Annotated in this window: 14 protein-coding genes; 5 read left to right on the top strand and 9 right to left on the bottom strand. The window is 62.9% G+C overall.

Going from position 1 to position 10747, the window contains the following annotated elements; translation table 11 throughout:
• Nucleotides 1-94 precede the first annotated feature (94 nt).
• The gene (gene secB, locus NKH80_RS28170) at nucleotides 95-595 is read right to left on the bottom strand and encodes a protein-export chaperone SecB (protein WP_254817954.1); all 501 of its coding nucleotides are present in this window, start codon (nucleotides 593-595) and stop codon (nucleotides 95-97) included.
• Between the two features lie 113 nt (nucleotides 596-708).
• The gene (locus NKH80_RS28165) at nucleotides 709-1200 is read right to left on the bottom strand and encodes an FxsA family protein (RefSeq protein WP_254817955.1); all 492 of its coding nucleotides are present in this window, start codon (nucleotides 1198-1200) and stop codon (nucleotides 709-711) included.
• A gap of 198 nt (nucleotides 1201-1398) precedes the next feature.
• Between NKH80_RS28165 and NKH80_RS28160 the strand changes: the two genes are divergently transcribed.
• From NKH80_RS28160 to NKH80_RS28145, 4 genes are read left to right on the top strand one after another with little or no spacing between them, the layout of a single operon-like run.
• The gene (locus NKH80_RS28160) at nucleotides 1399-2106 is read left to right on the top strand and encodes a Tim44/TimA family putative adaptor protein (protein WP_254817956.1); all 708 of its coding nucleotides are present in this window, start codon (nucleotides 1399-1401) and stop codon (nucleotides 2104-2106) included.
• A gap of 23 nt (nucleotides 2107-2129) precedes the next feature.
• On the top strand, nucleotides 2130-3221 hold the full coding sequence (gene mltA, locus NKH80_RS28155) for a murein transglycosylase A (protein ID WP_352995010.1): 1092 nt from the start codon (nucleotides 2130-2132) through the stop codon (nucleotides 3219-3221).
• A gap of 12 nt (nucleotides 3222-3233) precedes the next feature.
• Nucleotides 3234-3770, top strand: coding sequence for a Smr/MutS family protein (locus NKH80_RS28150; RefSeq protein WP_352508605.1), 537 nt, complete (start codon nucleotides 3234-3236; stop codon nucleotides 3768-3770).
• A 53-nt stretch (nucleotides 3771-3823) separates the two neighbouring features.
• Complete coding sequence (locus NKH80_RS28145; protein ID WP_352508606.1) at nucleotides 3824-4192, top strand: helix-turn-helix domain-containing protein; 369 nt, start codon at nucleotides 3824-3826, stop codon at nucleotides 4190-4192.
• Nucleotides 4193-4201: 9 nt separating this feature from the next.
• Here NKH80_RS28145 and NKH80_RS28140 read toward each other — a convergent pair whose 3' ends face one another.
• From NKH80_RS28140 to NKH80_RS28130, 3 genes are all read right to left on the bottom strand, one after another.
• Entirely contained in the window at nucleotides 4202-4819 is a 618-nt protein-coding gene (locus NKH80_RS28140; protein WP_254817960.1) for a transglutaminase-like cysteine peptidase, read from the bottom strand.
• 211 nt (nucleotides 4820-5030) lie between these two features.
• Nucleotides 5031-6308, bottom strand: coding sequence for a polyhydroxyalkanoate depolymerase (locus tag NKH80_RS28135; RefSeq protein WP_352508607.1), 1278 nt, complete (start codon nucleotides 6306-6308; stop codon nucleotides 5031-5033).
• A 258-nt stretch (nucleotides 6309-6566) separates the two neighbouring features.
• Nucleotides 6567-6926, bottom strand: a complete 360-nt coding sequence (locus NKH80_RS28130) for a septal ring lytic transglycosylase RlpA family protein (protein WP_254817962.1) — start codon at nucleotides 6924-6926, stop codon at nucleotides 6567-6569.
• 303 nt (nucleotides 6927-7229) lie between these two features.
• Here NKH80_RS28130 and NKH80_RS28125 point away from each other — a divergent pair, with 303 nt between their 5' ends.
• Entirely contained in the window at nucleotides 7230-7415 is a 186-nt protein-coding gene (locus NKH80_RS28125) for a hypothetical protein (protein WP_352476807.1), read from the top strand.
• Nucleotides 7416-7473: 58 nt separating this feature from the next.
• Here the strand turns inward: NKH80_RS28125 and NKH80_RS28120 are convergent, their stop codons facing one another.
• The 4 genes from NKH80_RS28120 to tauA all read right to left on the bottom strand — a co-directional run bounded on the left by NKH80_RS28120 (nucleotide 7474) and on the right by tauA (nucleotide 10424).
• Nucleotides 7474-7656, bottom strand: a complete 183-nt coding sequence (locus NKH80_RS28120) for a hypothetical protein (RefSeq protein ID WP_254817964.1) — start codon at nucleotides 7654-7656, stop codon at nucleotides 7474-7476.
• 6 nt (nucleotides 7657-7662) lie between these two features.
• On the bottom strand, nucleotides 7663-8529 hold the full coding sequence (locus NKH80_RS28115; RefSeq protein ID WP_352508608.1) for an ABC transporter permease subunit: 867 nt from the start codon (nucleotides 8527-8529) through the stop codon (nucleotides 7663-7665).
• Nucleotides 8526-9299, bottom strand: coding sequence for a taurine ABC transporter ATP-binding protein (locus tag NKH80_RS28110; protein WP_352508609.1), 774 nt, complete (start codon nucleotides 9297-9299; stop codon nucleotides 8526-8528). The genes NKH80_RS28115 and NKH80_RS28110 overlap by 4 nt, the downstream gene beginning before the upstream one ends.
• Nucleotides 9300-9410: 111 nt before the next feature.
• Nucleotides 9411-10424, bottom strand: a complete 1014-nt coding sequence (gene tauA, locus NKH80_RS28105; protein WP_352508610.1) for a taurine ABC transporter substrate-binding protein — start codon at nucleotides 10422-10424, stop codon at nucleotides 9411-9413.
• Between the last annotated feature and the right edge of the window lie 323 nt (nucleotides 10425-10747).

Below are 10747 nucleotides of genomic sequence, written 5' to 3'. Positions count from 1 at the left end.
GCAAATCACCTCCTTAAGGAAGTGAATCACAAACCCGACGTTAGCGGAATCCTTCGCGATTCAACCTGAATGTCCGACGCTCTAGCAGCCGCGCTCAGCTCACCTTGACCTTGGCGGCAGCCTGGTCCTCTGCCAGCTTCTGCTGGAACATCTGCGCGAAATCGATCGGGTCCAGCATCAGCGGCGGGAAGCCGCCGTTGCGTGTTGCCTCGGCAATGATCTGCCGCGCGAACGGGAACAGCAGCCGCGGGCATTCGATGAACAGGATCGGCAGCATGTGCTCCTGCGGGAAGCCGCTGATGGCGAAGACGCCGCCATAGACCAGTTCGACATTGAACAGCACTTCCTGGTCGAACGACGCTTTGGCGTTCAGCGTCAAATTGACGTCGAACTGCTTGTCCGAAAGCGGATTGGCGTTGACGTTGACGTTGATGGCGATGCCGGGTGCCTTGTCGCGACCGCGCAGCGAGTTCGGTGCACCGGGGCTTTCGAAGGACAGGTCCTTCACATATTGCGCAAGCACGTTGAGCGAAGGCTGCGCCGCATTTCCATTACCGTTGGCTGCGCCGGTCGGCGCGTCGTCGTTGCTGGCCATAAGCTGTGGTCCTTTTGCCTGGGCAGCGTTGCTGACCGGATTGAAATTCGGGCGTTCGCTATCATGGCCGGCCCGACAAGACAAGTTTGCAAAAGACGCTGGTTGCTTTGCGGCTACTCGTCCTTGAGGCGGCGCCAGGGAGAATCCGGTCCGCGCGTATGGTCGTCGGCACGCGAATAGTCGCCGTCGTCGAGATCGATGATCTTGCCGCGTTGCCTTGCCCGCAAACCACTGCTGAAATCGGTGGCCAGCACGATGCGGCCTTTCAGCATCCGCCAGGCAAGATCGCGCACTGGCGGCAGGAACAGCAGAATGCCGAAAATATCCGAGATGAAGCCGGGGATAATCAAAAGGATCGCGGCCAGCACGATCATGGCGCCATGCGCAAGCTGGCCGCTCGGATCACGCCCGGCGTCCATTTCGGCACGTACCCTGGCCATGACGCCAAAACCCTGGTGTCGAAGGAGCAAGGCGCCGGCGACGCTCGAGGCCAGCACCAGCCCGACCGTCGCCAGCGCGCCGATCTGGCGGCCGACAATGACGAAACCGGCTATCTCCAGCAGCGGAAGCGCGAGAATGAACAGGGGAAACAGCGAGATACGCAAATCTTGACCGATCGTTTCGATGTTTTGCCGGCCGGCGAGCAATCGCCGCTGGCACCAGAGCTGTTAGATAGGTATGGCTGCCTTTGATTTGAATGATTGCGCCATGCGTTCTATATGCTTTGGATACCGAACGCTATGTGATCGCGGCCCCTGCTTGGCCGCTGGTCCGGCCAAAGCAGGGATTGATTGGCGCAAGATATGGGCTTCTTCGACTTCGGCACGATTTTCTTTCTGATTGCGGCGGTGGTGATCTTCTTCCAGCTGCGCAACGTGCTTGGCCGACGCACGGGCAACGAGCGCCCGCCCTTCGATCCATATACGGCAGCGCGCAAAAACGACAAGGATGCCGCCCAGAAACCCGAGAACGTGGTTTCGCTGCCGCGCAAGCGCCTGACAGGAGAGCCGGCGGCCGACACCTATGCGGCGATCGATGCCTTTGCCAAGCCCGACACCGATCTCAACCGGGGCCTGCGGGCGATCAAGGACAATGATCCGACGTTCGACCCGAAGACCTTCGTCGACGGCGCAAAGATGGCTTATGAGATGATCGTCATGGCCTACGCGGATGGCGACCGCAAAACCTTGAAGAACCTTTTGTCGCGCGAGGTCTATGACGGCTTCGTCGCGGCCATCGGCGACCGTGAGGCGAAAGCCGAAAAGATCCAGTCCTCCTTCGTCGGCATCGACAAGGCCGACATCGTTTCGGCCGAGATGAAGGGCAGCGAGGCGCACATCACGCTGCGCATTGTCAGCGAGCTGATTTCGGCGACCCGCGACAAGGCCGGCGCTGTCATCGACGGCGATCCCGAGACCGTCGCCGAGGTCAAGGATGTCTGGACCTTCGCCCGCGACACGCGCTCGCGCGATCCGAACTGGAAGCTTGTCGCCACCGAAGAAGAAGACTGAACTGGACGGCGGCGGAGGCTGTCGTGTCGCTTTCTCGAGCCTTCAGCGAAAAATCCTTTGGCCAATTGCCGGGCTGGGGCGAGGACGACCATCTCCCTGCCTTTGACGCCTTTCGCCGCTCGGCCTTTCATATCCTGACCAAACCCTACCGCTCCGGCGCGCTCGGCGTCGACTACAATGGCTTTGCCGATGCCTATGCCGAAGCGCGTACCGTTTCGTCGGCGAATCGGTTGCAGGCCCGAAGCTTTTTCGAGCGCCATTTCGTTCCGACCCGTATCGATGCCGAAGATGGTGGTCCCGGCCTGGTAACCGGCTTTTATGAGCCGGAGGTCGAAGCCTCGCCGGTGCGCACGGAACGATTTTCGGTACCGTTGCTGGCGCGCCCTGCCGACCTGGTCGACATCGACGACGGCAATCGTCCTTCCGGCTTGGATCCTTATCTCGCCTTCGCTCGTGCGGCGCCGAACGGCCCGGTCGAATATTTCGACCGCGGCGAGATCGAACGCGGCGCGCTTGCCGGAAAAGGGCTGGAAATCGCCTGGCTCGCCGACAAGGTCGACGCCTTCTTCATTCACGTGCAGGGCGCGGCACGGCTCAACATGACCGATGGCAGGCTTCGCCGCATCACCTATGCCGCCAAATCCGGCCAGCGCTTTACCGGACCGGGCAAGATCCTGAGCGAGCAAGGCGAGATCCCGCTGGAGAAGGTGACGATGCAGTCGATCCGTGCCTGGTTCAAGGCGCATCCGGAGCGCGTCGACGAGACCCTGTGGCGCAACCGCTCCTATATCTTCTTCCGCGAGATGGGCGTCGACGACCGGGAGCTCGGCCCGATTGCTGCCGCCAAGGTGCCGCTGACACCCGGCCGCTCGATCGCCGTCGACCGGCTGCTGCACACGTTCGGCACGCCCTTCCATATCGACGCGCCGTCCCTGACCGCCTTCGACGGAAAACCGTTCCGGCGGTTGATGATCGCGCAGGACACCGGTTCGGCGATCACCGGCCCGGCCCGCGGTGATTTGTTTGCCGGGTCGGGCGATGCGGCCGGCGAGATCGCCGGCGTTATCCGCAACGCCGCCGATTTTTATGCGCTGATCCCCCGGTCGCTGGTTTAGAGGAGCAGGCCGATGACCCGGCGCATCGACAGGCTGAGCGAGGACGACCGGGTGCTGTGGAACCTGGTGGCGCGCACGGCAAAACCGCTGAAGGGCAGAACCGCCGTCGAAATTCCACACGTTGGGCCGGAGATCGACGAGACCAGGCAGGCGCCGCCCCCGGAACAGGTCGCGGGCAATCCTGCCGCGGCCGCAAAGCCGAAGGCGCAGCATGTCTCCCATGCACTCGACGAACCGACGCTGGACAAGCTGTCGAACGGCCGGCTGCCGATCGAGGGCCGCGTCGACCTGCATGGCCTGACCCAGGACCAAGCCTATTCACTGCTGTTTTCCTTCCTGTGCCGGGCGCATGCCGGCGGCATCCGCTACGTCCTGGTGATCACCGGCAAGGGCTCTTCGTCGGGCGGTGATGGCGTCTTGCGGCGCGCCGTGCCGTCATGGCTGTCGACACCCGCCTTCCGGCCCCTCGTCTCCAGCCACGACCATGCCGCCCGCAAACATGGCGGCTCGGGTGCGCTCTATGTCCGCTTGCGGCGGGCACGCTCATGAGGGCATGCCGATGAGGGACGCACCTATGAGGATGCATCCATGAAGGTGCGCTTGTGACCCCGTTCGGCGAAAAGCTTCGCGTGCTGCGAAACGAGCGCGGCGTCAGCCAGAAGGACATGGCCAAGGCGATCGGCGTCAGCGCAGCCTATCTCTCGGCGCTGGAACACGGCCGCCGCGGTGCGCCGAGCTGGACGCTGATCCAGAAGATCATCGGCTATTTCAACATCATTTGGGACGACGCCGAGGAACTGGCGCGGCTGGCCGAAACCTCGCATCCGCGCGTCAAGCTCGACACGTCGGGCCTTAGCCCGGCGGCGACCGAACTTGCCAATCTCCTGGCCGACAATATTGAAAAGCTCGACGAAGCCGAGCTTCGCCGCATCACTGCGTCGATCCGCGCCGCGCTGGCACGGCCGAAATGAGTTGCCTTGTTACTGGACCGAGCCGACCAGAACCTGCTGGCCGCCGCGGATGGAGACCCACCGGCCGGTATTGTCGATCGCCTGCCGCTTGAGGAAACGATAGCCGGTCTGGTCCCAGGAACGGACCTGGTCGGTCAGATTGTCAAGGATGTAGTCGCCCTTGTCGGTGCGCACCGTCAGCACCGCGTGGCCTTCGCCATCCGGCTTGCGCACGACGGTCATCAGCAGATCGGCAAACGAGACGCCCAGCCGGTTCAGCTCACGGCGCTTTTCCAGGACATAGTCCTCGCAATCGCCAACGCCCTTGTCGGGATAGGCCCAGACCTCATCCTTGCCGTAGATGTCGAAGTCGCTCTCCGGCTTGACGGCGGCGTTGACCTTTGCCGTGACGCTGAGCAGCTTGCGCCACAGCGAGCCGGTCAGGCTGGCGGGCGACAGATCCTTCGGGCGAATCGAGCATTCGGAGGCGTAGCTCTTGCAGAAATCATAATGGCCGATCGGCTGTGAGGTCGGGCCACCTGTTATCATCGGGCCGGCCGCCGAGGCCGAACTGGCCCAACCTGCCGCCACAGTAAGTCCGGCCAGCGCGCACAGGCGCAGCGTTCTCGCCATTGGTGAGGAAATCATTGTCCCCGCTTGTCCCTTGTTATTAACGAAACGTTAAGGGGTATTTACAGTCCGTGTCAATTATGAGGATGGATTGATTTTGCGGCATGGTTACCCGCGTGGCGCCAACGCGACTATTGTGCAACAGGTCGACCCGCCGCACGGCCGCGCCAACCGATGATTTTGGCATAGACCGACCTGATGCGGATTGACGGGCATCATCACTGGTCGCCTATTTCTTGCCGGTCCTGACCAGCTTGGGCTTCACCGCAACACGGTTCTGACGGCCGTAGCTGGTGATGAAGTCGACGATGCGCGGCACGATTTCGGAACGGAAGCGCGAGCCGTTGAACACACCATAATGGCCGACCGCAGGCTGCATGTAATGGGCGTGCCTGTCGGCCGGGATGTTGATGCACAGGTCGTGCGCGGCCTTGGTCTGGCCGAGGCCGGAGATGTCGTCGTTCTCGCCCTCGACCGTGAACAGGGCGACATTGCGGATCGCCGAAGGGTCGACCGCGATACCGCGATGCGTCATTTTGCCCTTGGGCAAGGCCTGGCGGACAAACACGGTGTCGACGGTCTGCAGGTAGAATTCCGCCGTCAGATCCATCACCGCCAGATATTCGTCGTAGAACTCGCGGTGCTTCTCGGCATTGTCACCGTCATGCTTCACCAGATGCATGAAGAAGTCCTTGTGGGCGGTGATGTGGCGGTCGAGGTTCATGCTCATGAAACCCGAAAGCTGCAGGAAGCCGGGATAGACCTCGCGGCCGAAGCCCGGCACAGGCCAGGGCGCGCGCATGATGACATTGTCGCGGAACCAGTCGATCCCCTTTTCCTGCGCCAGCAGATTGACCGCTGTCGGATTGCGGCGCGTGTCGATCGGCCCGCCCATCAGCGTCATCGTCGAGGGCACGAACGGATCACCCTTGGCTTCCATCAGTGCCGCCGCCGCCAGCACCGGCACCGAAGGCTGGCACACCGCCATCACATGGGTGTCGGGGCCTAGCGCATGCAGCATGTCGACGATGTAGTCGATATAGTCGTCAAGATCGAAGCTGCCGTCGGCCAGCGGCACCATGCGGGCGTCGACCCAGTCGGTGATATGCACGTCGGCATAGGGCAGCATCGCCTCCACCGTGCCGCGCAGCAGCGTCGCGTAGTGGCCCGACATCGGCGCGACGATCAACAGCTTCGGATCCGGCCGGCGCCCTGCAGGAACCGCCCGCTCGAAACGAACCAGGTTGCAGAACGGCCGCGACCAGACGGTGCGTTCGCTGACCTCGACGTTTTTCCAGTCGACCACGGTCTTGGTCAGGCCGAATTGCGGCTTGCCGTAGCGGCGCGTCGTGCGCTCGAACAGTTCGGCCGTTGCCGCAACCGAGCGGCCCCAGGACGTGTGTGAGACCGGATTGAGCGGATTGGAGTAGAACAGGCGCACCGCATCGGCATAGAGGCGCGCCGGCTGCAAGGCGGCGTGGTTCAGTTCGTAGAGCTGGTAGAACATCGAGAACCCCGCTGCCGACTGCGATTGAAGGGCCGACGAGCAGCGCCGAGCCTTGAATGCTTTGCGGGGAAGTTAGCAACAATCTGCTGCGATGCAATACGTCAATCTGCGTGATTTATGCTCGTTCTTTCGTCCAAGGCATTGAGAATCCGCCTGGAAGGGCAACAGCCGGCTCAATGTGCACCTGCGAAGGCCAGGCAAGGGCACGGCTATTGGGACAATCGTTGGAGGCGGCGTCCGGCCGTGGCGGCCGGACCGTTAGACCCGTGCCATGCAGACAGCGGTATGGCCCGAACTGATGAAGCCGAGCTGACTGGCTGCGCCCTTCGACAGATCGAGCATCCGGCCCCTGATAAAGGGGCCGCGGTCGTTGATGCGCACGACGACGCTGCGGCCATTGTTGCGATTGGTCACCTTCAGCTTGGTGCCGAACGGCAGGCTGCGATGCGCGGCGGTCAGCGCCGACGGGTTCATGCGCTCGCCGGAAGCGGTTCTGGAATGCAGTGAGTACCAGGAGGCACGACCGCACTGAGCGGCGGCGTTGGTGGCGGATGCGCCGACCGTCAGGCCGGCCGCGATCGTGGCCGCGACGAGCGCGGCCTGATAGCTTTTCTTCATGCTTGGGGTTAGCTCCGTTGACAGACCCAAGCCGTTAGGTGCCGAACAAGGCAGCAAATGCGGCAATGATCTGTCGGTTCCATGGCAATGTTACACGTTTGGAGTCGGCGCGAAACAATTTGTCAGAGACTTTCTGCAGCGAGGCGCAGCTTCTTTGATGATGTCTGCGCCGATCTCCGGGCGTCTTGCACAAGATCAGAGATTAGCATCCAAGTAGAAGTTGGTGTAATCGAGCAGCGTCTTCTCGCTGTTTCATTCCGGCCGGAACGCGGTTTATGATCGACTTGGAACGGAGTTCTAGCGATGAGATTGATCAAAAATCTGCTGGCCTTGATTGTGCTCGCCATCGGCGTGCTGTGGACGTTGCAAGGCATCGGCGTTATCGGCGGCAGCTTCATGACCGGCCAGTCGCAATGGCTCTATGTCGGCATCGTCACCGCGCTGGTCGGCCTGGCCGGCCTGGCCTGGGCGAACCGTTCGCGCGTTTGAACGGGCGTCCATGCTCAAGCTCCCTTGAGAGCAGCGCACAGCGGACCCTGGCGGCCGGTCACCGCGACCAGTACTGCCAGCCCCAGTAGAAACTTTCGTCGCGCGGCGGTAAGCGGTTGCGCTCCGCGTCCAGATGCACCGGCGTTTTGCGTTCGCCGTCAGGCGGCTGTTTGTCCCCGGCCTTGATCAGGCGGAGCCAATGGCCGAAATGCGCGAACAATACAGCGATGGAATGGGGCATTGTCGGTCATTCCCGCCCTGCCCACGGGACGAGCACCCGCTCGATCCTGCGGATGATGAATTCGAGCACGAAGGCAATGGCCGCGATCACCAGTATGCCCATCACCACCACGTCGGTGACGAGGAACTGGGCAGCGGACTGGATCATGAAACCGAGCCCGCGCGTCGCGGCCACCAGCTCGGCGGCGACCAGCGTCGACCAACCGGCGCCAAGCGCGATGCGCAGACCGGTCAGGATCGAGGGCAGCGCGCTGGGCAGGGTGACGTGCCTGATCACTTGGCGCTGCGTGGCGCCAAGCGAGCGCGCTGCATTGATGCGTTCCTGCGAGACGCCGCGAACACCCGATGCCGTCGACAGCGCAACCGGAGCCAGCATGGCAATGGCAATCACCAGGATCTTGGACGGCTCGCCAATGCCGAACCAGATAATGATCAGCGGCAGATAGGCCAGCGGCGGGATCGGCCGCAGGAATTCGAGCAGCGGATCGAAGATGCCGCGCCCGATCGTGCTGATGCCGATAGCCAGCCCGATGGGAACGCCGATGACAAGGGCCACGATCAGCGCTGCAAACACCCGCCACAGACTGGCGGCGATATGCTGGAGCAGCGTCGCGTCGACAAAGCCGTCACCGGCGACGACGACAAATTTGTTCCAGACTGCCACAGGCGACGGCAGGAAAACCGGCGACACCAATTGCAGGCGGGCCGATGCCGTCCACACCGCCACCACCATCAGAATGGTGATCGCGCTAACCACGCGGGCCGAAACGCGGCTGCGTCTCGGCCGCGGCCGCGACCATGGCACCGACAGCGCGTCGGCTCCGTCGTCGACTTTGGAGCGCTGCGGCCGCGCGGTATAGGAGGTAACGGTCATGCTGCCTCCCCTTCGAAGATCGCGTCGGTCAGCTCGCCGCGCGCCGCGGCGAAGGCGGGATCGGCCTTGATGCTACGAATGGCCTCGCCGGCTGCATAGCGCCGGCTGAAACCGGCCTCGAAACTCCGCACCACCCGGCCAGGGCCGGGAGCGAGCACAATGATGCGGGTGGCGAGCACCAGCGCTTCGTCGATGCCGTGCGTGACCATCAGCACGCCGACCTGGCTTGCCGTCCACAGATGGAGCAGCGTTGTCTGCATGCGTTCCCGTGTCAGCGCATCGAGTGCGCCCAGCGGTTCGTCGAGCAGCAGGAATTGCGGCTCGGCTGCCAGCGCCCTGGCCAGGCCGACGCGCTGGCGCATGCCGCCGGAAAGCTCCCAGATGCGCTTGTCGCCGTCGCCGTCGAGCTTCACCAGCGCCAGAAGGTCGTCGGCAGTCCGCGCCCGTTCGGCGGCCCTGACACCGCGCAGCCTGAGAGCAAAGGCGACATTTTCCCGCGCGGTCAGCCACGGAAACAATGCGTCGTTCTGGAACACGACGGCGCGGTCCGAGCCTGGCGCCGTGATCGGCCTGCCGCCAATCGTGGCGCGTCCGCGCACAGGCTCGACCAGGCCCGCGGCGACGTTGAGCAACGAGGTCTTGCCGCAGCCGGAACGGCCGACCAGGACAACGAAGTCGTCCTTAGCGATGTCAATCGACACGCGTTCGACGGCCGGCGCCGGCTGGCCGTCATAGTGAACCGAGACTTGGTCGAGCACGAGATGCGTCATGTGGGGTCGCCGATATTCTGAACCTGCCTGCCCCGAAGCCGTTCCTCGTCAGCGGCTCCGGGGCAGGCAACGCGCGTCAGGGAAGGGAGGACGCGCGGTATTGAGCCGCCGCTAATTCGAGGCCAGCGCCTCGCCGACATATTTCGACGACACGTATTTCGAATAATCCGGCAACACGGCGTCGATCTTGCCCTGCTCCTTGAGGAAGGCCGATGTCGCCTCGACCGCCTTGACAGTGCCGCCACCGAGGAACTTTTCCGAGGCTTGCTCCTCGAGCGTCGGGAAGACATAGCCCCTCAGCAGTTGCGGCACGTCTTCGAGCTTGGCCCCGGTGATCCTGGCGATCTTGGCCGCTTGCGGCGAGGACACCGACCATTGATCCGGCTTGGCCAGGAAGTCGGCATAGGCAGCGCCCGTTACTTTGACGAAGTCGCGCACCGCTTCCGGGTTCCTTTCGGCGAAGTCGGTGCGCACGATCCAGGCGTCGAAGGTTGGCGCGCCCCAGGCTGCGACCTGCGAGGAATCCAGCACGACCTTGCCCGTCGTCTTGATCTGGCCGAGTGCCGGATCCCAGACATAGGCGGCGTCGATGTCGCCGCGCGCCCATGCCGCCGCGATCTCCGGTGGCCGCAGATTGAGAATATCGACCGACTTCGGGTCGATACCCTCATGCTTCAGCGCGGCAAGCAGGCTGTAATGCGTCGTCGAAACGAAGGGCACCGCCACCTTCTTGCCGGCAAGGTCGGCGGCCTTCTCGATGCCGGCGCCGTTGCGGGCAACAAGGGCCTCGGATTCGCCGATCAGCCCGACAATGAAGATTGTCTGGATGGGAAGCTCGCGGCTCGCCGCCGCCGCCAGCGGGCTCGAGCCGACATAACCGATGTCGACCGAACCGGAAGCGATGGCGGCGATCACGTCGGCGCCGGAATCGAATTTCCGCCAGTCGATTGCCGCCTTGGTCGCGCTCTCATAGGCGCCGTCGGCCTGCGGCACCTTCGAGGGTTCGACGACTGTCTGGTAGCCGATAGTGATCTTGAGGTCCTGCGCATCGGCTGGGCCGAGAAAGACGGCACCTGCCAGAGCCGCCGAGGACAAGAGAACGATACGTCGCGAAATGGTGGACATGAAAGGCTCCTTGGAAACGAGAAAAACCCGGATTGCGTTTCATAGTCATCTAACTCTCTCGTTCTTGTAGAGTTAAATCCTTCCAATCGGCTCGGCCTTGTTAGAAAAAGTCGTCTGGCTAGGGCAGTTGCCCATTCGCACGCTTCTGGGTGATGGCCCGGGTGAGAACCGTCGTCCTTGCCCGGGAACCCCTTCCACGCCGTCCATGCCCACAACAAGGATTTTCCCGCGTTCGCCCCTGCATCGGCAAATTCATGCTGTGAATAGCCAACAAATTGGAAACAAGTTCCCTGTGTTCGCGGTTAAGTCTAGTATCCTTATCG

The sequence above is a fragment of the Mesorhizobium sp. M0904 genome (assembly GCF_040319475.1).
Lineage (GTDB): Bacteria > Pseudomonadota > Alphaproteobacteria > Rhizobiales > Rhizobiaceae > Mesorhizobium.
The sequence above is the reverse complement of the archived record's forward strand: the minus strand, read 5'-3'. Positions and strand labels throughout refer to the sequence as shown.

What these genes read in the sequence shown, in the direction of transcription:
- secB (WP_254817954.1), bottom strand. Translation starts at nt 595, where the DNA reads ATGGCCAGCAACGACGACGCGCCGACCGGCGCAGCCAACGGTAATGGA.
- NKH80_RS28160 (WP_254817956.1), top strand. Translation starts at nt 1,399, where the DNA reads ATGGGCTTCTTCGACTTCGGCACGATTTTCTTTCTGATTGCGGCGGTG.
- NKH80_RS28150 (WP_352508605.1), top strand. Translation starts at nt 3,234, where the DNA reads ATGACCCGGCGCATCGACAGGCTGAGCGAGGACGACCGGGTGCTGTGG.
- NKH80_RS28140 (WP_254817960.1), bottom strand. Translation starts at nt 4,819, where the DNA reads ATGATTTCCTCACCAATGGCGAGAACGCTGCGCCTGTGCGCGCTGGCC.
- NKH80_RS28135 (WP_352508607.1), bottom strand. Translation starts at nt 6,308, where the DNA reads ATGTTCTACCAGCTCTACGAACTGAACCACGCCGCCTTGCAGCCGGCG.
- NKH80_RS28130 (WP_254817962.1), bottom strand. Translation starts at nt 6,926, where the DNA reads ATGAAGAAAAGCTATCAGGCCGCGCTCGTCGCGGCCACGATCGCGGCC.
- NKH80_RS28125 (WP_352476807.1), top strand. Translation starts at nt 7,230, where the DNA reads ATGAGATTGATCAAAAATCTGCTGGCCTTGATTGTGCTCGCCATCGGC.
- NKH80_RS28120 (WP_254817964.1), bottom strand. Translation starts at nt 7,656, where the DNA reads ATGCCCCATTCCATCGCTGTATTGTTCGCGCATTTCGGCCATTGGCTC.
- NKH80_RS28115 (WP_352508608.1), bottom strand. Translation starts at nt 8,529, where the DNA reads ATGACCGTTACCTCCTATACCGCGCGGCCGCAGCGCTCCAAAGTCGAC.
- NKH80_RS28110 (WP_352508609.1), bottom strand. Translation starts at nt 9,299, where the DNA reads ATGACGCATCTCGTGCTCGACCAAGTCTCGGTTCACTATGACGGCCAG.
- tauA (WP_352508610.1), bottom strand. Translation starts at nt 10,424, where the DNA reads ATGTCCACCATTTCGCGACGTATCGTTCTCTTGTCCTCGGCGGCTCTG.